General features: G+C 58.0%; 20 protein-coding genes. 11 read left to right on the plus strand and 9 right to left on the minus strand.

Going from position 1 to position 20,890, the window contains the following annotated elements; all coding sequences use genetic code 11:
* Positions 1-490: 490 nt before the first annotated feature.
* The 4 genes from nagA to AC221Y_RS04980 are packed head-to-tail and all read right to left on the minus strand — an operon-like array spanning position 491 to position 4,334.
* A complete protein-coding gene (gene nagA, locus AC221Y_RS04965; protein WP_486706877.1) occupies positions 491-1,651 on the minus strand; it encodes an N-acetylglucosamine-6-phosphate deacetylase in 1,161 nt (386 codons plus the stop codon).
* Positions 1,648-2,673 carry an SIS domain-containing protein gene (locus AC221Y_RS04970; RefSeq protein WP_486706878.1) on the minus strand — a complete coding sequence of 342 codons (1,026 nt, stop codon included), beginning with the start codon at positions 2,671-2,673 and terminating at the stop codon, positions 1,648-1,650. The genes nagA and AC221Y_RS04970 overlap by 4 nt, the downstream gene beginning before the upstream one ends.
* A 9-nt stretch (positions 2,674-2,682) precedes the next feature.
* Positions 2,683-3,441 (minus strand): GntR family transcriptional regulator, encoded by a 759-nt coding sequence (locus AC221Y_RS04975; RefSeq protein WP_299749081.1) that lies wholly within the window; start codon positions 3,439-3,441, stop codon positions 2,683-2,685.
* Positions 3,438-4,334: a glucosamine kinase nucleotide-binding domain-containing protein gene (locus AC221Y_RS04980; RefSeq protein ID WP_299749084.1), complete on the minus strand. Its 897-nt coding sequence runs from the start codon at positions 4,332-4,334 to the stop codon at positions 3,438-3,440. The genes AC221Y_RS04975 and AC221Y_RS04980 overlap by 4 nt, the downstream gene beginning before the upstream one ends.
* 153 nt (positions 4,335-4,487) lie before the next feature.
* On the opposite strand from AC221Y_RS04980, the gene AC221Y_RS04985 reads away from it, so the two are divergent.
* The 9 genes from AC221Y_RS04985 to AC221Y_RS05025 all read left to right on the plus strand — a co-directional run bounded on the left by AC221Y_RS04985 (position 4,488) and on the right by AC221Y_RS05025 (position 12,624).
* A complete protein-coding gene (locus tag AC221Y_RS04985; RefSeq protein ID WP_486706879.1) occupies positions 4,488-5,390 on the plus strand; it encodes an N-acetylmuramic acid 6-phosphate etherase in 903 nt (300 codons plus the stop codon).
* A 14-nt stretch (positions 5,391-5,404) separates the two neighbouring features.
* Positions 5,405-6,658 carry an ABC transporter substrate-binding protein gene (locus AC221Y_RS04990; protein WP_486706880.1) on the plus strand — a complete coding sequence of 418 codons (1,254 nt, stop codon included), beginning with the start codon at positions 5,405-5,407 and terminating at the stop codon, positions 6,656-6,658.
* 126 nt (positions 6,659-6,784) lie between these two features.
* Positions 6,785-7,711 (plus strand): carbohydrate ABC transporter permease, encoded by a 927-nt coding sequence (locus AC221Y_RS04995; protein WP_486706881.1) that lies wholly within the window; start codon positions 6,785-6,787, stop codon positions 7,709-7,711.
* 10 nt (positions 7,712-7,721) lie between these two features.
* On the plus strand, positions 7,722-8,561 hold the full coding sequence (locus AC221Y_RS05000) for a carbohydrate ABC transporter permease (protein ID WP_299751586.1): 840 nt from the start codon (positions 7,722-7,724) through the stop codon (positions 8,559-8,561).
* A complete protein-coding gene (locus AC221Y_RS05005) occupies positions 8,558-9,583 on the plus strand; it encodes a Gfo/Idh/MocA family protein (protein ID WP_486706882.1) in 1,026 nt (341 codons plus the stop codon). The genes AC221Y_RS05000 and AC221Y_RS05005 overlap by 4 nt, the downstream gene beginning before the upstream one ends.
* A complete protein-coding gene (locus AC221Y_RS05010) occupies positions 9,580-10,578 on the plus strand; it encodes an ABC transporter ATP-binding protein (RefSeq protein WP_299751580.1) in 999 nt (332 codons plus the stop codon). The genes AC221Y_RS05005 and AC221Y_RS05010 overlap by 4 nt, the downstream gene beginning before the upstream one ends.
* Positions 10,579-10,634: 56 nt before the next feature.
* On the plus strand, positions 10,635-10,976 hold the full coding sequence (locus tag AC221Y_RS05015) for a PrpF domain-containing protein (protein WP_486706883.1): 342 nt from the start codon (positions 10,635-10,637) through the stop codon (positions 10,974-10,976).
* Between the two features lie 61 nt (positions 10,977-11,037).
* Positions 11,038-11,694 carry a dienelactone hydrolase family protein gene (locus tag AC221Y_RS05020; RefSeq protein ID WP_299751574.1) on the plus strand — a complete coding sequence of 219 codons (657 nt, stop codon included), beginning with the start codon at positions 11,038-11,040 and terminating at the stop codon, positions 11,692-11,694.
* Between the two features lie 27 nt (positions 11,695-11,721).
* Complete coding sequence (locus AC221Y_RS05025; RefSeq protein ID WP_486706884.1) at positions 11,722-12,624, plus strand: NAD(P)-dependent oxidoreductase; 903 nt, start codon at positions 11,722-11,724, stop codon at positions 12,622-12,624.
* An 8-nt stretch (positions 12,625-12,632) separates the two neighbouring features.
* Here the strand turns inward: AC221Y_RS05025 and tcuB are convergent, their stop codons facing one another.
* Genes tcuB through AC221Y_RS05040 form a run of 3 tightly spaced genes read right to left on the minus strand, consistent with a single transcriptional unit; the run spans position 12,633 to position 15,752 of the window.
* Positions 12,633-13,712 carry a tricarballylate utilization 4Fe-4S protein TcuB gene (tcuB, locus tag AC221Y_RS05030; RefSeq protein ID WP_486706885.1) on the minus strand — a complete coding sequence of 360 codons (1,080 nt, stop codon included), beginning with the start codon at positions 13,710-13,712 and terminating at the stop codon, positions 12,633-12,635.
* Positions 13,702-15,096 (minus strand): FAD-dependent tricarballylate dehydrogenase TcuA, encoded by a 1,395-nt coding sequence (gene tcuA, locus AC221Y_RS05035; protein ID WP_299751567.1) that lies wholly within the window; start codon positions 15,094-15,096, stop codon positions 13,702-13,704. Before tcuA ends, tcuB begins: the two co-directional genes overlap by 11 nt.
* A gap of 5 nt (positions 15,097-15,101) precedes the next feature.
* The gene (locus tag AC221Y_RS05040) at positions 15,102-15,752 is read right to left on the minus strand and encodes a GntR family transcriptional regulator (protein WP_299751565.1); all 651 of its coding nucleotides are present in this window, start codon (positions 15,750-15,752) and stop codon (positions 15,102-15,104) included.
* Between the two features lie 77 nt (positions 15,753-15,829).
* On the opposite strand from AC221Y_RS05040, the gene AC221Y_RS05045 reads away from it, so the two are divergent.
* Positions 15,830-16,915, plus strand: coding sequence for an AbrB family transcriptional regulator (locus AC221Y_RS05045; protein ID WP_299751562.1), 1,086 nt, complete (start codon positions 15,830-15,832; stop codon positions 16,913-16,915).
* Positions 16,912-18,702: a gamma-glutamyltransferase family protein gene (locus AC221Y_RS05050; protein WP_486706886.1), complete on the plus strand. Its 1,791-nt coding sequence runs from the start codon at positions 16,912-16,914 to the stop codon at positions 18,700-18,702. Before AC221Y_RS05045 ends, AC221Y_RS05050 begins: the two co-directional genes overlap by 4 nt.
* Here the strand turns inward: AC221Y_RS05050 and AC221Y_RS05055 are convergent.
* Positions 18,684-20,102 (minus strand): sensor histidine kinase, encoded by a 1,419-nt coding sequence (locus AC221Y_RS05055; protein WP_486706887.1) that lies wholly within the window; start codon positions 20,100-20,102, stop codon positions 18,684-18,686. The genes AC221Y_RS05050 and AC221Y_RS05055 overlap by 19 nt on opposite strands.
* On the minus strand, positions 20,099-20,773 hold the full coding sequence (locus AC221Y_RS05060; protein ID WP_299751554.1) for a response regulator transcription factor: 675 nt from the start codon (positions 20,771-20,773) through the stop codon (positions 20,099-20,101). Before AC221Y_RS05060 ends, AC221Y_RS05055 begins: the two co-directional genes overlap by 4 nt.
* Between the last annotated feature and the right edge of the window lie 117 nt (positions 20,774-20,890).

A 20,890-nucleotide genomic window follows, 5' to 3' on the forward strand; every position in this document is an offset into this window, starting at 1 on the left:
AAGACTTCCCAGTCGATCAGGGCGGCGAGCTTCACCAATTCATGGCGCATGTCGATCATTTCGACCAACCGGGCGCGCAGGAGGTCGTCTTGTTCTGCGGGTGGTTTTCTTGGCTTCATATCGTGGCTCGAAATTGCAGGGTTCCTATCTCCATAATACCAAACCCTGCAACTCTAGCCCAACAAAATCGTGCTATTTTCAAACAAAATCAGCCTGATAGGAGTTATTCAGGGCGAACTAAGTATCCCCGTTCGCAGCGGCTAGCTTGCGTCATTGCTGGTGTCTGGACAAGCTCAATGCGTCGCGACGCCGCCGTCTTAAGTGCATCGCGCAGAACTCACACAGGCAGCGGTCTAAGATATTCGTGGACGCGGTGAGGGGCGGGAACCGTTTGCGGAGTATGTCGAGTCACGCGGTCTATGGTCGGCATAGGAAGCGATTCTGCCATCCCAAAACAGACTGGTTCGCATGGTGTCGATAGCGCTGCGACCTAGCCGGCCTTTCGGGTGCCGATCACCTTAAAGTCCACGGGGTTTGACAACCCGCCCTTGAAATATACGGCGCTTTGGGCCGTCCCGCGAAGGTGGCCCAGTCCGTTGTCTTCGCGCAAAAGCGTGGCGGGTGTTGCGGTCGCGCGGGCAACGGCGCGTGCGATGTCGTCTCCGACACTACCAATCATGACTGACAAAGCGCGCGGCATTTCAAGATCAGCGCCCGCAAGCGTGCCGTCAGCCAGCGTGAGCCGCTGGTTTTTGCGGAACACCTCACGGCCATTGATCAGAAAGCTTTTGATCGAAGAACCGGCCGTCGCCATTGCGTCTGTGACCAGAAAAATTCTCTCTGATTGCGGTTTTGCCGAGAGGGCGATGCGCATTGTGGCTGGGTGGACATGTACCCCATCGGCAATGAGGCCCGCGTAGATGTCGTCACGGACAAGGGTTGCGCCCACTAAGCCAGGTTCGCGGTTTCCAAGTTGGCTCATCGCGTTAAATAAGTGCGTCACGCACCGCGCACCGGCATCAAAGGCCGCGTGGCAGGTGGCGGCGTCTGCATCAGTGTGGCCCAAAGACACGACTATGCCTGCGTCTGCCAGGGACCTGATCTGTGCGGTCGTTGCGTTTTCGGGCGCGAGAGTCACCATGACATTTGCCAGTCGCTCGGCCGCCGAGAGCATGAGACGGAGGTCCTCATCGCTCATCGGACGGATGAGGTGCGGGTCATGTGCGCCTTTGCGCGCGACGGAAAGATGGGGGCCTTCAAGATGGATGCCTACAATCCCGCTAATTTTTTCCGCGATAGCCTGTTCGACGGCGTCGATTGCGGCGCGGGTGCGTTCAGGAGTGTCTGTGATCAAGGTCGGTAATAGGGCCTGCGTGCCAGCCGTAGCGTGGGCTTCGGCCATTGTGCGCAGCGTCGCCACGGATTGGTCATCGTTGAACATCACACCGCCGCCGCCGTTGACTTGCAAGTCGACAAAGCCGGGTGTGATCAAGCCGCCATTCAGGGTTTCGACCGGACAATCCGTTGATAATGCGTGCCGGGATTGGACGCTTAAGGACCGGTCTGCGTTGACCACAAGCGCTTGATCGGTGTGTAGCGTTTGCCCATCGTGGATTTGAGCACCAATGTAAGCTTTGACGGGGCCGTTCATACCGTTTCGGTCACTTTCTTCAGGTGGCGGGGTGCGTCCGGGTTGATGCCGCGTGAGGCGGCGGTTCGCTCGACCATGGCGTAAAAGCTGGCGATCAGGGCAATAGGATCCGTAAGGGCATGACCGGTGCGCGTGATGGGCAACACATTGGCCAACTGAACTTTGTCGGTCGTGGCAAACACCGACGCGCCTTTGGCTGCGATCTCGTCGGCGACGCCTGCAAGCGCGCTTTCGGCCTCGTCCTGCGAGGCGAGGGCGATGACTGGGAAGCCGTGGTCAACGATAGAAACTGGGCCGTGCAGAACTTCGGCCGAGGAGTAGGATTCTGCGTGGATTTGGCACGTTTCTTTGAATTTCAGGGCCGCCTCGTTTGCGATAGCGTAGGCCGGCCCGCGCCCAAGGCAGAAGACCGAGTTTCGCCCTTCTAGGGCTGCGCGGGCCTCGGGCCAGTCGGAGAGAACCGCGCTTTCGAGTTTGTCGGGAAGGCCGTGAACGGCAGCAAGGAGGGCGTCATTTTCGGCCCACTCGGCCAATAGCCATATGCCTGCAACGGCGGAATTCACGAAGGTCTTTGTTGCGGCCACGCTAATTTCCGGTCCGGCGTGCAGGTTCAATGTGTGATCGGCAACCTGCGCCAGCGGGCTTTCGGGATGGTTGGTCATTGCAATGGATAGAGCCCCCCCGGCGCGCGCCATGCGCGCCATTTCTACGATGTCGGGGCTTTTGCCGGATTGCGATACGGACAGGCAGACGCTGCCTTTAAGGTTTAGCTGCCGGTTGTAGATTGACGCGATGGAGGGTCCGATCGAGGCGATGGGTGTGCCCATGAGAAGCTCGGAGGCATATTTAAGATAGGTCGCCACGTGGTCGGATGAGCCACGGGCCACGCTGACCATGAAGCCCGGCGCTTGGGCGCGGATGGCATCAGCGGCGCGGCGGATATCGTCGCCGCCGTCCTGCAGAAGCCGGTCAACGGCGACTGGTATTTCCAAAATCTCGCGCCGCATTTGTGTTTGTGTCATCAGGGCGTCCTATTCTTTGGCAAGGCGAAGTTCGGCTACAAAGTTGTAGGCGTCTCCGCGATATATAGATTGAGTGAATTCCACCGTGCGCCCGTCAGCGAGATACGAGGTACGCTCAATGCGAAGGCCTGCCTTGCCCGGCTCGACATCCAAGAGGGCGGCGTTGCCGTCTCCGAGATTGATGGCAGAGATTTTCTGCAGGGCGCGGACGGGTCTGAGACCGGCCTGACCAAGCACTTCATATAGAGACGTTTCCACCAAAAGCGGGTTGGGCAGCATCTCGGTCGAGAGCGACGCACGCTCAATCGCCATCGGCTTGCCGTCGGCGGTCCTGAGGCGCGCGATGCGCGATACAGAGGCATCCGGGGACAACGCAAGGGCCAGGACTTCGTCGGGCGACGCCATGAAAACTCCGCGCTCAAGCCAGACGCTGGTCGACGCCATGCCGCGTCGCGACATGTCTTCGCTGAAGGACGTGAGGCGCGACAGGGATTGTTCGATCTGGGGCGTGCCCGGGGCCACAAACGACCCAGAGCCCTGTTTCTGAATGACAATGCCATCTTCGGCGAGCGCATGGATGGCTTTGCGCACGGTCACGCGGGACAGATCGGTTATGGTTGCGATCTCGCGTTCGGGCGGCAGGGAGTTGCCGGCCTTCAGAACGCCCTGATCAACTCCCTCGCTGAGCCGCTGGCGCAGCTGCACATAGCGCGGCCCGCCGTTGGGGCGCAGCCATTTGCCGGGGTCGAGGAAGTCCACGATGGTCATTGCGGGCATCCCTGGGAAATGGCTGCGCGCGACTTGGCAAGTTGAAAGGCGCCGTCCAAAGCGCTGCCACGGGACGCGATCCGCCCCGTCAGGGCCTTTGGCGGCAGGTAAGACGCATAGTGTGGTCCCACGCCTCCGGTGAGGCACAGAGTGTCGCCGGGAAGAAAGCCCAAGACCGACAGGCCCTTCGACAGATAGTCGGCGCCGTCTTTCATCAGCGACACCCCCCACGTGTCCCCGGCATCTGCACCAGAGACAACAAGAGGGGCCAAAGACCCAAAATCACCCGGTTTGGCCGACAGGCTGAATGATACGATCGCGTTTGGATCGTCGCCAAATTTGGCCATCAAGGCGCGGGTAAGGTCGGTGTGAGCGGCAAGGCCGTCGTGACATAAGATTGTGCGCTCGAGTGCCGCGCGTCCAAGCCATGCACCAGAGCTTTGGTCCGAGATTTGAAAGCCCCAGCCACCGATGTATCTGAAGTGCCCGTCCTTGCTGGCGGCGACAATCGTGCCTGTGCCAACAGACAAGAGAAACCCATCCTGATCACCCAACGCGCCGGTGACAGCAGTGGGGCGATCGTCTGTGACGGAAGCGCTTTTGTAGGGGAGGGCGGATGCGATCCGCTGGCTGTCCGCCGGGGTCATGACACCGGCTAGGCCCAAATGCGCCACTGCATCTCGCAGTGCGCCCGGTGAGACGCCCGCTTTTTTGGCAGCAGCAAGGACGGTGGAGATGATGTTTTTGATCGCAAGTTCTGGGTCAGATGAGGCGTTGGCGCGCCCACCTTCGGCTTGCGCAAGTACGCCCGCTGAAGGCGTGCCAATGGCGACACGACATCCGGTGCCGCCGCCATCTACGCCAATAAGTATAGGGTGCTCTGAGCCAAACATAAGATACCTTTATAATACCTATTTTGGAAAAGATAGACTTATTTGGCGGAATCTCCGCATTATTGGCCTTAGTATTATGGGGAAAATACGGAAGCCGAATAAATGGTAGACAAGAGGTATTTAAAAGGTATTAAATTAGGGAAGGAGATTCGAATGCTGCTTCCAACCACTGAAATGCTACCCGAAGGTGAGGCGATTGATCGGCTTTCTGCAGATCAGGCGGCGGCGTTCTTTGTGCGCGGACAGCGGTTGGCGGTTGAAGCGATTGGCCAGGCTGCGCCCGAAATTGCGAGGGGTGCCCAGGCGATGGCGGCGGCTATTCGCTCCGGTGGCTCACTTGTTTATGCTGCAGCGGGAAGTTCCGGGTTGATGGCGCTTGCAGATGCCTGCGAATTGCCGGGCACATTTGGGATTCCTGCTGAGACAATCCAAATCCATATGGCAGGCGGCGTCCCGGCAGATGGCCGCATGCCCGGCGATACGGAAGACGACACTGAAGCTGCCGACGTCATTGGGCGCGGGGTTTCTGCGGGTGATGTTGTTATTGTCTTAAGTGCCAGTGGCACGACGCCTTTCGCTTTGGCTGTGGCGGAGGTTGTGAAATCCAAGGGTAGCGTTCTCATTGCAATCGCTAGCAATCGGGGGTCGCCATTGCTTGAGCTGGCTGACATTCCGATTTGTCTTCAAACGCCTCCCGAAGTTATCGCCGGATCGACGCGTTTGGGGGCAGGGACCGCACAGAAAGCGGCGTTGAACCTGATGTCCTCGCTAATGGGGATTGCGCTGGGACATGTGTACCAGGGTCAGATGGTCAATGTCGTGGCGGACAATACCAAGCTGATCAATCGCGCGGTCGGGATCATCGCGGGCATTTCCAATGTTTCGGAAGCCGCGGCGAGAATGGCGCTGGACCGGTCTGGTGGAGACACCAAGGCCGCAATTCTTGTCGCTGCCGGTGTGACGCTGAAAGACGCAAAAGCGCTGCTATCCGCGCATATCGGGCATCTTGAGCCCTGCTTCAATTCACTAAAATCAAACCAAGACATAAAAGTCTAATTAGGGAGAATACTATGGAAAAGTCCAAATTGATCGGTGCCATGCTGGCCTCGACGCTCATTGCCGGAACGGCAACGGCGCAAGACGTGACGCTGACGATTGAAAGCTGGCGCAACGATGACCTTGCCATCTGGCAGGACAAAATCATCCCTGCCTTTGAAGCGGAACACCCCGGGATCAAGCTGAATTTCACACCGTCGGCCCCGGCTGAGTACAACGCTGTTTTGAACTCAAAGCTGGATGCCGGTTCGGCAGGCGATATTATCACATGCCGCCCGTTCGATGCATCACTCGCACTATTTGAAGCGGGCCATCTTGCCGATATCAGCGACATTGACGGTATGGCGAGCTTTTCTGCCGTATCAAAATCCGGTTGGAGCACGGATGACGCCTCCACTCAGTTTTGCGTGCCGATGGCGTCAGTGATCCATGGGTTCATCTACAACAAGGACGCTTTCGCTGAAGTCGGCGTTGAAGAGCCAACAACCGAAGCGGAGTTCTTCGCGGTCCTCGATAAGATCAAGGAAGACGGCACTTACATCCCGATGGCTATGGGCACGAACGACCAGTGGGAAGCCGCGACGATGGGTTACAACAACATCGGGCCAAACTACTGGAAAGGCGAAGAGGGCCGTCTGGCGCTTTTGGCCGGTGACCAGAAATTGACGGACGAAGCTTGGGTTGCACCTTATCGCCAGTTGGCGAAATGGGGTGCGTATCTGGGCGATGGTTTCGAGGCGCAGACCTATCCGGACAGCCAGAACATCTTCACGCTGGGTCGGGCTGCGGTTTATCCGACCGGTTCGTGGGAAATCTCGGGCTTCAATGGCTTGGCTGATTTTGAGATGGGCGCCTTCTATCCGCCTGTGCAGAACGCCGGGGACACCTGCTATATCTCGGATCACACCGACATCGGTATTGGGATGAATGCTGCCACACCAAATGCCGAAGCTGCAACGGTCTTCCTGAACTGGGTTGGCTCGTCAGAGTTTGCGACGATCTTCGCCAACGCGCTACCGGGCTTCTTTCCGCTGTCCGACGCACCGGTCACGTTGGAAGACCCGCTGGCTCAGGAGTTCATCTCCTGGCGCGGTGAATGCGAAAGCACAATCCGGTCTACCTACCAGGTTCTGTCACGCGGAACGCCAAATCTTGAGAACGACACATGGAACGCATCGGTGGCCGTGATCAAAGGCGAGGAATCCCCGGAAGATGCTGGCAAGCGTCTGCAAGCAGGGCTGGCCAGCTGGTACGAGCCTCAGCAGTAAGGCTAGGAGCCAAACATCCTCGGCGCGCCGGAGGCTTTGCCACCGGCGCGCACTGCGCCCCGCTACATTCCACACTTTTGCCGCTGAGCCATTGTTCAGCGCCCTCTCAAACGGCAGGAACGTCTCATGTCAAAGGATCAGGCGAAACCAAAGTTCAGATGGCATATCGTGGTTTTTCTGGCACCTGCCGTGCTGGTCTACACGGCAGTGATGATCTACCCGCTGTTTGCGACGCTGCGCTTGTCGCTGTTTACTGAGGTCGATCAGGAACGGGTTTTTGTCGGATTGCAAAATTTCCGCACGCTGTTTGGCAACGCCTTCTGGTCGGAACAGTTTTGGAATGCGCTTGGCAACAATTTATGGTTCTTCGTCGTCCATATGCTGGTGCAGAACCCGATCGGCATTGCGCTTGCCGCCATCTTAAGCCAACCGAAATTGCGCTTTGCCAGTTTCTATCGCTCGGCCATCTTTATTCCGACCATCTTGTCCTTCGTCATTGTGGGGTTTGCATGGAAGCTGATCCTGTCGCCAATCTGGGGCATCGCGCCGGGCATGTTGGACGCAGTGGGTCTTAAGTCTTTGTATGCACCATGGCTCGGCAAGGAGGCCTATGCCCTGACGACCTTGTCGTTGGTGTCAGTCTGGCAGTTCGTGGGTATCCCGATGATGTTGATCTATGCCGCCTTGTTGTCCATCCCGGACGAAATTCTTGAGGCCGCCGAGGTCGACGGCATCACGGGTCTTTCCGCTTTCTGGAAGATCAAACTGCCGCTGATCCTACCGTCGATCGGGATTATCTCGATCCTGACATTTGTGGCCAATTTCAACGCATTTGATCTGATCTATGCGGCCCAAGGCGCGTTGGCCGGTCCGGATTTCTCGACCGATATCTTGGGTACTTTCATGTACCGGACGTTCTTCGGGTTCCAACTGCAACTTGGCGATCCGCACATGGGGTCGACCATTGCGTCCGCCATGTTTGCCATCATTCTCATCGGCGTGTGCATATACCTTTTCGGTATCCAGTCACGCATGCGCCGCTATCAGTTCTGAGGAGATTGACATGAGCATTGCACGCCAAAATCGCCTCAACACATTCGCCGCCCATGGCGCGTTGATTCTCTACACGCTGATCGCAATGTTTCCGGTCTTTGTGATTGTTATTAACAGCTTCAAGACTCGAAAAGCGATCTTCCGCGAGCCCTTAGCGCTGCCGAATGCCGATAGTTTCTCACTTATTGGGTATGAAACGGTGCTAAAGCAGGGAGATTTTTTCCTCTACTTTCAGAACTCGATGATTGTCACGGTCGGCTCGCTTTTTTTCATTCTGCTTTTCGGATCCATGGCCGCCTTTGCGTTGGCAGAGTATCGCTTTAAGGGCAATCTGATCATGGGGCTGTATCTGGCCTTGGGGATCATGATTCCAATCCGCATCGGTACCGTCGCAATTCTGGAGATGATGGTACAGACCGGTCTTGTGAACACGCTTTGGGCGCTGATCCTGGTCTATACGGCACAAGGGCTGCCGCTGGCGGTGTTCATCCTTTCCGAATTTATGCGGCAAGTAAGCGACGACCTGAAAAACGCTGGTCGCATCGACGGGCTGTCTGAATACCGGATATTCTTCCGCCTTGTTTTGCCGCTGGTGCGTCCTGCCATGGCGACAGTGGCGGTGTTCAATATGATTCCGATTTGGAACGATTTGTGGTTCCCGCTTATTCTTGCACCCGCTGAAGAGGTGAAAACTCTGACGCTTGGAAGTCAGGTGTTCATCGGTCAATTCGTGACGGACTGGAATGCAGTGTTGTCGGCCTTATCCTTGGCAATTCTGCCGGTGATGGCGCTCTACGTTGTCTTCTCACGCCAGTTGATCCGTGGCATCACATCGGGAGCAGTCAAATGAGAATTGTCATTGCAGGCTTGGGAAATATGGGGCGCAGCCATGCGCTTGCACACCATTATCACCCCGAGGCCGAGATCGTTGGGTTGGTGAACCGGTCGGATGTTGATTTGCCGGAAGAACTTGCGGACTATCCACGTTTTGCGCGCTTTGAAGACGGTCTGGCGCAGAACGCTGATCTTGTTTGTATCGCAACATATTCCGACAGCCACGCCGATTATGCGATTGCCGCCATGGAAGCGGGTGCTGACGTTTTTATCGAAAAACCACTGGCGACAACCGTTGCGGACGCCGAGCATGTCGTTGCGACAGCGCAGCGGCTGAACCGCAAATTGGCCGTCGGCTATATCCTGCGCCATCACCCAAGTTGGCAGCGACTTATCAGTGAGGCTCGCGATCTGGGGGGGCCGTATGTGTTTCGCATGAACCTTAATCAGCAGTCGGACGGCCCGACTTGGGAAACGCATAAGGCGTTGATGCAAACCACCAGCCCGCTTGTCGATTGCGGCGTGCATTACGTCGACGTGATGTGCCAGATTACTGACGCCAAACCGGTTCGCGTCAGCGGCATGGGCCTGCGTCTTTCAGATGAGATTGCGCCGGATATGTATAACTATGGCCAGCTGCAGGTCTGGTTCGAAGACGGTTCGGTCGGATGGTACGAGGCAGGCTGGGGACCGATGATGTCCGAGACCGCCTTTTTCGTAAAGGATGTCGTGTCGCCCAATGGGTCCGTGTCCATCACCGACGGCAACAAAGGCGCGTCGGACGACGTCGACGGCCATACGAAGGTTGGCGGGTTGCTTGTCCATCGCCCAACCGGAGACCACCTGATCGAAATGCCCGATGAACCGGGTCACCAAGCGCTTTGCGATGCGGAGCAAGCGTTCATGATCAAGGCAATCAAAGAAAACATCGACCTGACACGGCACATGAGCGATGCAGTGCAATCCCTCGCCATTTGTCTGGCAGCGGATGAGAGCATTCGCACGGGTCGACCCGTAGACTTAGGAGTTTCCCAATGACCGCGCTGGCCCTCACAGATGTCTGCAAATCCTTTGGCTCGGTAGAGGTTCTGAAGGATATAAACCTGACTGTGGAGGACGGCGAGTTCGTGGTTTTCGTCGGCCCATCGGGCTGTGGCAAGTCAACGTTGCTGCGCGTGATAGCGGGACTTGAAGACGCAAGCAGCGGGACTGTCGAAATTTGCGGCAGCGTGGTCAACAGTGTTCCGCCGGCCAAGCGCGGTATCGCAATGGTCTTCCAATCTTACGCGCTTTATCCGCACCTTAGCGTGCGCGACAACATGTCCCTTGGTTTGAAGCAAGAGAAACAACCGAAACCTGTGATTGAAGAAAGGGTCAATAAAGCCATCGAGATGCTTGATCTTGGCGCTTACGTCGACCGCCGCCCTTCTGACCTTTCAGGTGGGCAACGCCAACGTGTGGCCATCGGGCGCGCGATTGTGCGGGAACCCAAATTATTCCTATTTGACGAGCCACTTTCGAACCTGGATGCCGCGTTGCGGATGAACACACGCATTGAGATCGCCGAGCTGCAACGCACACTTCGTGCCACGATGATCTATGTGACACACGATCAGACCGAGGCGATGACGCTTGCTGACAAGATTGTCGTTCTGCGGGATGGTCGGGTCGAGCAGGTGGGGTCTCCGATGGAACTTTACAACAATCCAGCGAACCAGTTTGTTGCAGGTTTTTTGGGATCACCGGCGATGAACTTTCTGAAAAAAGCTCCGCTTTCAATTCCCGAAAATGGAGTGCTTGGCATCCGCCCCGAACATTTGCGACCCATGGCGGGGGGCCGCATCAAGGGGACTGTTATCCATGTCGAACGCTTGGGCGGGGACACGAATCTCTTGGTTTCGACGGATCAAAAAGAGCCGCTGACGGTGCGTATTTTTGGTCAGGATGGGACACGGGTCGGAGAAACGATCGAGCTTGATTTCGATGATGCGGTTTCATTTGCATTTGATCATGAACAGCGCCGCGTCGGCTAGATTGTCTGGCTGATCTCCCGCAGAACCTGCAGAAATTGCCGCTGGCCTTTCGTTGGATGCCAGTCGGCGCGGCAAAGGAAACCGATTGGGGCGGTGCAATCTCGACGCGGACGTCTATTCCACATCGTTACCACAAGACGATTGGTGTTCTGGGCGGGGTCAGTGTTGCAACGGCTTGTCTGACGCCGGGGGCGGTTAGGCGTGATCTGGCGGTCATCCCGAAGGGAGCCGCAAAGGCGCTTTCTGTCGAGTATTTGACGGGCGAGATGACTGCGGTTTTTCACGTTGAAGGTGGCTCGATTGTGCGGGCTGAAGTGCTTCGAACAGCGCGCAATTTGATGGACGGCGTGGTATTCCCGACGGATAAAGCGGTGAAGGGCAAGGAGGCCGTTGAATGAGACGTGATCTGTGGCCTGCCGAGTGTGCATCTGGCGCGCGACTGCATTGGGAGAAATACACATGATGATCGAATTGACGGCAGCGGATGGCCATCGGCTTGAGTGCTGGATGGTGGATGCGAAGAGCGCGCGCAAGGGTGGGATCGTGATCCTGCAAGAGATTTTCGGTGTGACGGACCAGCTAAAGGATGTCGCCGATCGTTATGCGGCGCTTGGCTATGACGTCGCCATTCCGGCGCTGTTTGACCGACACCAAAAAGGGGCGGTCATCCCTTTTGACGAGGCGCCCCGTGGGCGTAGCCTGATGTTATCCTCAAGTCTTGATCAGACAATGATCGACGTTGATGCAGCTGTTGAGGCGTTGAAATCGAGCGGACGCGTTGCCATAATTGGCTATTGCTGGGGCGGCGGCCTTGCGATCCGTGCGGCGCAGGTTCTGGATATTGCCTGTGCGGTGTCGTTTTATGGCACGCGACTTGATGCCTATCAGATTGCTCCATTGAAGGCGCCGGTGCAGGGGCATTGGGGAAGCGAAGACGCCCATGTTCCACCTGAGATGCTCAACGCCGCCCGAACTTTTTTCCCCGATATGGAGGTCCACACATATGCGGGCGCAGATCACGCCTTTGCCAATGAGCACCGCCCGGCGGCCTACCTGGAAGAGGCGGCTAAGCTTGCGCATGCGCGAGCGGCGGCGTTCATCGCAGCACATGTATGACGTGGAAATATATAGGCAGGGTTGGCAATGCGGATAGCTTTTATTGGATTGGGCGAGGCTGCGGGGGCTTTCATTTCCGGGTGGGGCGGCGCGATGGTGGAGGCGATCCGCACTTATGACATCAAATCGGATGATCCCAAGACCGCTGGGGAGATCCGATCTCGCGCCAAGGAGCTGGGGGTCAGGTTGTGCGGGACCGCGACAGAAGCGCTGGACGGTGCGGACCTGATATTCTGCACGGTGACGGCCGACCAAGCTGTGGCGGCAGCGGATGGTTACGCGGCGTTTATGGAAGACGGCGCGGTCTGGTGCGATCTCAACAGTTGCGCGCCACAATCAAAGCTGCGCGCAAATGGGATCGTGCGGGCGCAAGGCGGACGCTATCTGGATGTCGCCGTGATGGCGCCGGTTTACCCCAAGCGCAATTTGGTGCCCTGTTTGATTTCGGGGCCAGACGCCGCAGAATTGGCACCGATTTTGCAAGGGTTGCCGATGCATGTCCGGGTGATGGGTGATCAGGTCGGGCGGGCCTCGTCGATCAAGATGGTGCGTTCGATTATGGTTAAGGGCATGGAGGCTTTGACGGCCGAATGCGTGCTTGCGGCAACCGCTGCCGGTGTCGAGGACGAGGTGTTTCCGTCGCTGAAATCTGGGCATCCCTGGATCGATGTGCCTGAGCGCGCGGCTTATAATTTTGAGCGAACGCTTGTTCACGGCAAGCGCCGGGCAGCGGAGATGGATGAAGTCGCAAAGATGCTGACCGATCTTGGTCTGCCGAATGGAATGGCGGCTGCGACGGCAGACTGGCAGCGTGTCTTGTCCGGCTCTGGCGTTGCTTTACCGGCGGACAGTGCGCCTGATCATCGTTGGTTTTCCCAAGCGTACCTGCAAGCGCTCGGGGTCAGCTCGCGAAGTGCCGACGAGACTTGAGCGCCGGTTCAGCCCCTCAGTTGCGCATCGCGCACGAGGGCGGCAAGGCGATAAAAGCCATGCACCATTTTCGAGTAGGGCGTCGTCAGAAAGAACGCCAGCACGGTTCCAAGGTGCAGCGCCAGCAGCGGGCTGACCAGAGCAGTTCCTGTTGCGGCGTAAAGCGCGAGACCCGTGGCCCCGGTTGCGCCGAGAAGGAAAACGAAGGCCATTTCCCCGCCCCATACGGATGGTGCGCCGAGAGAAGGATCGGCCTTGATTTTGAGCCATGCAAGGGATGCGGCTCCGATTGTCAAAAGGAAACCGCCGGGGATCCCAAGCAGCTTTGGCAGGCTGAAAAGTCCGTATGGCGCGGGCATATCGAACACATAGTGAAGGACCGTGCCGCTTGAGGTTGAGGCGAGGCACAGCAAGAACCCATACATCACCGCGTGGTGGGCGTGGCGGCGCGCGTGGGAGTAGCGGTCTGTCTTTTCAAAGTTGCAGCCGTCGGCCGCCCCGCCGGAGAGGTTCTTCATACGCGCGGCGTCGCCGAAGGCAGACTTCAGATGCGCCATCGTGATCGCTGTGCCACCTGCCTCGCGCCAGTAGCGCTTTAAGCCGATAGCAATGACAGCAATCGGGAAGACAAACGCGGGCACAAAGATAGCAACCATCGCGGCATGCGACAGGAAGGCGTAAAATCCCTGGCCGCTTTCTGGTCGAAGCGCCGTTAGGGCCCAAAAGAGAGCCGCAATACTGAGGGCCAAGGCAAGGGCAAGAGCCACGCCATTTTGCTGGAAAACACGCGAAAATCGCCCAGGCCAGGCAAAACGCGTCCAACTTTCGACACGCACTTCCGCCAATGCGGCGGGCAAGTTTAGCGCAAATTCATGCGGTTCGGTGTATTGGCAGGCGTAGTAGCAGCCCCGGCAGTTGTGGCAGAGGTTGGCCAGTTGCGTAATGTCGCCGTCCCCAAAGGCACGCTCGCGTGTGATGGCTGGAAAGACCGAACAATACCCTTCGCAATAGCGGCAGGCGTTGCAAATCTCGATCTGCCGGCGGGCTTCACTGGTGGCGTCTTGGATCTGTGGGATATCAAGCGACATGCGCGGCGGCCTCCTGCCCTGCAATGCGTCCGAAGACGGTTCCAATGGTCATGCCGAAGCCCGCGAGATAGCCTTCGCCAAGGATCGATCCGGCCATGATTTCCCCGGCGGCCCAGACATTGGCAAGCGGTCCTCCCGTGCCGGAAACGCGGGCCGTCTCGTCTACTTTCAGACCAAGATAGGTGAAGGTGACACCCGGGCGCAGCGAATAGCCGTAAAATGGGGGGTCTGTTATTGGACGTGCCCAGTTGGTTTTCGGCGGGGTGAGGCCGTCGGTTGCAAGGCCGTCGAGTTCTGTCGGCATGAAGTTACCGGGGCGGCAGGCCGCGTTGAAAGCATCCACCGTTTCGCGCAGTTTGGTGCCGGAGATGCCAAGCTTTTGGGCAAGCCCGTCAATCGTATTTGCAGTTTCGGGCGGATAGACCGAGGGCATGAATTTGTCGATGCTTTTGGCGTCGATGACAGAGAAGGCAACCTGTTCGGGTTGCCCCGCGACAAGGCGACCCCAGATAGCGTAGCGCTTGGGCCAAACGTCTTCGCCCTCGTCATAAAAGCGATCACCGTCTTTGTTCACAACGATCGAGAACGGCACGCAGTCCAGTCGCGTGACGATGCCGCCGTCAAATTTGGGCGAGCGCCCGTCGATTGCGACCGCATGGCATTGCGTCGGATCGCCCACGCTTTCGGCGCCCTGATCCAGCATATCGCGCAGGACAACACCGCGATTGTAGGGTGTGCCGCGGATCAGGAAGTTGCGCGCAGACGGCCCCCATGCATCCGCCAGCCAGTCGAGATCAGCCTGAAACCCGCCAGAAGCAATTACGACGGCGCGGCCCTCGATGCGGGACGGCGTGCCGTCGATAATTGCGTCCAAACCGGTAAAGGCGCCGTCTTCGACGACGATATGCGTGACCTCGGCCTCGTATCGGGTGGTGACGCCAAGGTCTTCGGCGGTGTTGTAGTAGGCGTTCACAAGCGCCTTGCCGCCGCCAAGAAAGAAAGCGTTGGTGCGGCTAAGCGATAGGGTGCCGGACAGAGATTTCTGGAATGCTACGCCGTGGGCTTCCATCCAAGGCAGGCATTCTTCTGACGCGGCGATCGTCATGCGCGCGAGTGTTTCGTCGGTCTTGCCTTTGGTCACACGGATAAGGTCGTCGAAGTATTCGTCTTTTTCATAAGCCCCGGTCAGAACCGAAAGTGGTCCTCGATGCATGCAGCGAAAATTGCGTGTGTGACGTGAATTACCGCCGCGGTAGGCTTTGGGTGCGCTGTCCAGGATCAGCACGCGCGCGCCTGTTTCTGCGGCCTCGATTGCGGCACAAAGCCCTGCGTTTCCGCCCCCCACCACGATCACGTCCCAGATCGTTTTGCTCAGATCGCGCATATTTTTTAGCCTCGCAGTTGTTTGAGGCGGGCGCGATGGGCGGCTTCGATGTGGATGCGCATGGTGGTTTCCGCTTTGTCTTCGTTATGTTCGGTCAGCGCGTCGATGATCGCCTGATGTTCGGCCAGGGCGTTTTCGACACGCATAGATTCTTCCATCGTTGACGGCCCAAGGATCAGAAGTGTTTTCTGGATTGCCTTGATCGCGCTGACCAGAAACCGGTTGCGGGCTGCGTTCAGAAGTACCGCGTGGAACCGGGCGTTTAGCAAAAAGAGACGCTCGACGTCACTAGTGGCGCCGCGCATTTCGGAGTTGATAGCCTCAAGTTCTGCTGTTTCACTTTTGTAAGCGGCGCGTGCGGCAAAGCGTGCGGCGGTGCCCTCAAGCACACCACGCATTTCATAAAGCTCGGTGATTTCGGCTGAATCCAGCGTTCTGACAGTCGCTCCGACGCGGGGTGTGTGTGTGACGAGGCCATCCGTCTCAAGCGCTCGGATCGCCTCGCGCACAGGCGTGCGACTGATCCCAATACGGGCGGCCAGGTCGGTTTCAGTCAGCCTGTCGCCGGGGCGCAAGATGCCAAGGCGAATGTCGGTCAATAGCCGCGTGTAGGTGTCCTGACCTTGGCTGGTATCGCTGGATTTTGCAATCGGCATAGGGGGACTCGCTAGGGGTTCCAAGATTGCATACACTTGGATACAAGCTGATGCAATAAGTCCGATAGAGTTTGAAAATGGAAGTGTTCCGCGATCATCCCACGCGCCAACGCGCATTGACCCTCACCCTGGCCGTTGCCGGGACGGTAGCATTTTGGTCGACTGGCTTGCCGCTTCCTTTTCTTTTTGGGCCGATGCTCGCCTGCCTGTTTGCAGCCCTTGCAGGCTTGCCGTTGCGGGGCTTTGGGCAAGTCTCGGTTGCGGCGCGCACAATTCTTGGTGTTGCGGTGGGGGCCTCGATCACGCCCGAGTTGATTGGCCGTCTACCGCAGATTGCGGCGTCGGTTTCTTTAATCCCCGTTTACATAGCTATCATCGGCCTGATCGGTGTGCCGTTCTTTCGGCACGTCTATAAATTTGACTGGGTGACAAGTTGGTATGCGGCCATGCCCGGCGGATTGCAGGACATGGTTATTTTTGGCAAGGAAGCGGGCGGCGATGGACGGGCCTTGTCACTGATCCATGCCACCCGCGTGCTGATCATTGTCGCGGTTGCTCCGATTATTCTCACGCAAGGGTTTGGCGTGTCGCTCGACATTCCGATTGGCGTATCTGCCTCAACGATCCCGGCGCAGGAGTTGGCCCTGATGGCGGCGGCGGCCCTTGTTGGGTGGAAGGGAGGCGAGCGGATCGGGCTTTTCGGGGCCTCCATTTTGGGACCAATGATTGTCACTGCCTTCCTGTCGCTCACCGGGTTTATCCACGCACGACCGCCCTCCGAAGCGATCCTTACCGCGCAATTCCTGATCGGGACCGGAATAGGTGTAGGCTATGTTGGCGTGACGCTCTTAGAGTTGCGCCGCGATGTTCTGGCGGGCCTTTTATTTGTCTTGATGCTAGCCGCCCTTGCCGCCGGTTTTGCCGAAGTTGCTTACCTTCTTGGTCTTGCCCCGCCCGTAGAGAGCTTCCTGGCGTTTGCGCCCGGTGGGCAGGCAGAAATGACTGTGCTTGCGATCGTGGCCGGGGCTGATCTGGGCTTTGTCATTGCGCATCATTTGGCCCGCATTGTTATTGTCATAACAGGCGCGCCGATCGCGGCCAGGTTGTTCCGGGTGACCGAGCGGGCTAGGTCCGATGAAAAGCCAAAGGAGCACGAGCAATGACCTTTACGACGAGACCAGAGTTGGCCGGCACATTCGGCATGGTCACGACAACCCATTGGCTTGCTTCGGCGACGGGCATGAAAATGCTTGAAGCTGGTGGTTCGGCCGCAGATGCGGCAGCGGCTGCGGGGTTCGTTTTGAATGTTGTCGAGCCGCATTTGAACGGCCCCCTTGGCGACATGCCTGCGATGATCTGGCCTGTCGGTGATGATCAACCAACTGTTGTATGCGGTCAGGGAACCGCGCCGGCTGGGGCAACCATTGACCACTACCGGAGCGAGGGGCTGGACCTAATTCCGGGCTCTGGATTACTCGCGACTGTGGTGCCGGGGCAGTTTGACGCTTTTATGTTGATGCTGCGCGATCACGGGCGGTTGCCATTGCGCGAGGTTATGGCTCCGGCGATTTACTATGCGCGTCATGGGCATCCGATCTTGCCGCGGGTCGCCGCCACAATTGCAGATATGGCGCATGTGTTTCGCGATGAATGGCCGACATCTGCGCCTGTTTGGTTGCCGGGTGGCGCGGTGCCAGAACCGGGCGCGTTGTTTGCCAATCCGATGCTGGCGGATTTCTGGGACCGTCTGGTGTCTGAGGCCGAGGCGGTTTCCGGGCGTGAGGCGCAGATTGAGGCGGCGCGAAAGGCGTTTCATCAGGGTTTTGTTGCCGAGGCTATCGACACCTATTTGCGTGATGCTTGCGTGATGGATGCCACAGGAGAGCGGCGAAAGGGCGTGATGACAGGCCAGGATATGGCGGGCTGGCGGGCCTCTTACGAGCCCGCTGTATCGGTTGAGCATGCCGGCTGGGACGTCTTTAAGTGCGGGACGTGGACACAAGGCCCGGTTTTGCTTCAGTGTTTACAGATGCTGTCTGGAGATGGTCTGGCGGAGTTGGATCCTGTAGGGGATGACTTTGTCCATTTGATCACTGAGGCACTGAAGCTTGGGTTTGCGGACCGTGAAGCTTATTACGGCGATCCTTTGACGTCGGATGTGCCGACCGAAACCCTTTTGTCTGCGGCCTATGGGCAGGCGCGGCGTGGCCAAATTGCGGATACGGCCTCGCTTGTGCAACGGCCCGGCGAGATTGCAGGGCATGAAGCTCTTGCACAGGCGTTCCTCAAACGTGCGGCGCGTAAGGCGGTTGACGACAAAGGGATCGGTGTAGGCGAGCCGACGATGGCTCATCTGACCGAAAAGCGCGGTGACACGGTTCATATCGACGTGGTCGATCAATGGGGCAATGCGGTATCTGCAACGCCATCGGGTGGCTGGTTGAAATCGAACCCGGTTATTCCGGGGCTTGGCGTTCCGCTTAACACGCGCGCTCAAATGTTCTGGCTGGACGAAGGTTTGCCAACCTCACTGGCGCCGGGGCGCAGACCGCGCACGACACTTTCGCCGTCGATGGCGCGCCGCCCCGATGGTACGCGGATCGCCTTCGGCACACCTGGTGGCGATCAACAAGACCAATGGCAGCTGACATTCCTTTTACGGCTGATCCATCACGGGATGAATTTGCAGGAGGCAATCGACGGTCCGCTGTTTCATACCGGTCATTTGCAAGCGAGTTTCTACCCCCGTGGCATAAGGCCCGGTCATCTCATGGCCGAGCCGCACTTCCCGGCCGCCACCCTTGAAGCCTTGAGGGCGCGCGGGCACAGACTTGAAGTGTCAGAGCCTTGGGCGATCGGGCGGCTGACGGCCGCATCGCGCGCACCAGATGGAATGCTCAAGGCGGCCGCCACGCCCCGGCTGATGCAGGCCTACGCGATTGGGCGCTGATTTCTGCCTGGTGCAATACTCGGTTTTGCGGCGTTTTTTGCGACCATGGGCAGGCTGAGACGGACCAAAAGGCCTTGACGCTCGGTCTGAAGTTCCAGCGTGCCACAGTGGCGTTCTGCGACCGCTTCTGCAATCGATAAGCCAAGCCCCGAGCCTTCGCCGGGGCTTGCTTGGCCGAATCTTGCCAGAACGATCTCGACGTCTTCCGCGCGCAAGCCGTTCCCATCGTCTTCGACAGTAATGATCGCGACGCCGTTCTCTTGTGCCAGACTTAAGCGCACATGACCCAAGTTCGGTCCGCCGTGTTGCAACGAATTGTCCACCAAGTTTGTGATTGCCTCGCGCAGCATCAGCCCATCTGCAATCACCACGATAGCAGTGTTCTGCAAGTCAGCCGTTACCTGTACATTGCGCTTTTCGGCGTCGCTTTTCACAGTCTCGATCACCTCGCGAATCACTGTTCCGACCTCGACCGGGGTGTTAAATGCCTCGACAGGGGCTGCGCGGACGCGTTCCAAGGTCAAAAGTTTGTTCGCCAAATCGCTGGCGCGACGCGCGGCAGAGAGCAGTCCGGCGGATCGCTCTTTTGCGGCTTGCGAAGTTGGTGCGGAATGCACGGCTTCGGCCATTGCAAGCACACCAGCGATGGGATTGCGCAATTGGTGTGCGGCGTTTGAGATAAGCGTCGTCTGCGCATCCATCGCGCGTTCCACCTGTCCAAACAGCGTGTTGAGATGCGTCACCAGCCCGCGAATTTCAGGGGGAACGGCCCGGCGGATCGGGCTTAGATCGTCAGAGCTGCGTCGCGAGATCGCGTCTTCCAGATCGAGAAGCGGCCTCAGGCCATGACTGACACCGAACCACACAACCAATGCCACCGAACCGATCAGAATGGCGATGACGGTAAATGTCCGCAAAACAAGATCGCGCACGAAGGCACTGCGCACCGCCACATCCTGCCAGACCGTAAAGGTAAACGCACCGCTGATCCCATCGACTGTAATGACCGACCGGTACCGAAGCACGCGCACGTCGCGGCTGTGGTATCGCCCGTCATAGTAGGTGATCTCGTCATCGCGTCCTTGGTTTACATCGCGCGGGACGGGGGGGGTCGCATAGCCGAGGACGTAGATGCCGTCAGGCGCAAATACGTGATAGAACACAGGTCCGCCGGATGTGTCGGCAAGGATATCTGAGGTTTCAAGCGAGATTGCGTTGCCGTTCGTGCGCGCCACATCCCCCGAGATAGCAAGAGCTGCGGAAAGCAAGCTTCGATCAAACAGATCGGCGGCTGTGGCGCGGGCATTGCTGACCTGCCAGATCGACACCGCCACGCCAATAGCCAGAATTGGGATAAGGATGATCAGCGTCAGTCGCAGGCGCAGCGAAGCAGATGTCATATCGGTGCATTCAGTTGGATCGTATAGCCGAGCCCGCGTTTCACTTTGATCGAGATACCGTGGGGCTTAAGCCTTTTGCGAAGACGCGAGATATGTGCTTCGAGCGCGACTTCCTCGATGTCGCTTCCGGTGCCGTAGGTGTGCTCCAGCAGTTGCAGCTTCGGAACGGTGCGGCCCCCGGCTTGCATCAATGCTTCTAGGATGCTGATTTCGCGTCGTGGGATAGTTTCCGGCCTGCCACCGACCTCGGCTTCGCGGGCATCCAGATCAAGCACCAAAAGCCCAAGCGAAACGGTCTTGCGAAATGGCTGCGGCTTTCTGCGGGACATTGCTCGGATGCGGGCCTCAAGTTCGACCATTTCAAAAGGCTTAACAAGGTAGTCGTCCGCCCCTGCATCCAAACCCTTCACGCGGTCTATCGTATCCGAACGGGCGGTGAGTAACAGCACAGGCCTTTCGTCACCGCGTTGGCGCATTTCTTTGAGGATTGTTATGCCATCCCGCCCCGGCAGGTTGATGTCTAGGATCACCAGGTCTGCTTCATCGGTGCGAAGATAGTCGCTGGCGTGCCTGCCATCGTCCAGCATATCGACGGCGTGGCCTGCATCCTGCAATCTATAGCTGATCCCTTGCGCAAGACTCGCGTTATCTTCGATTAAAACTATGCGCATTTTCTTGTCTTCGCCCTTGTCTTCGCCCTTGTCTGCAAGCTTGACGCAAGGTTCGCAGGACAACACACTGTTATCAAGCGGGTTGAATGACCCGCGTTGCTTAATAGCGCGTGTGCC

This window comes from Boseongicola sp., assembly GCF_057460485.1.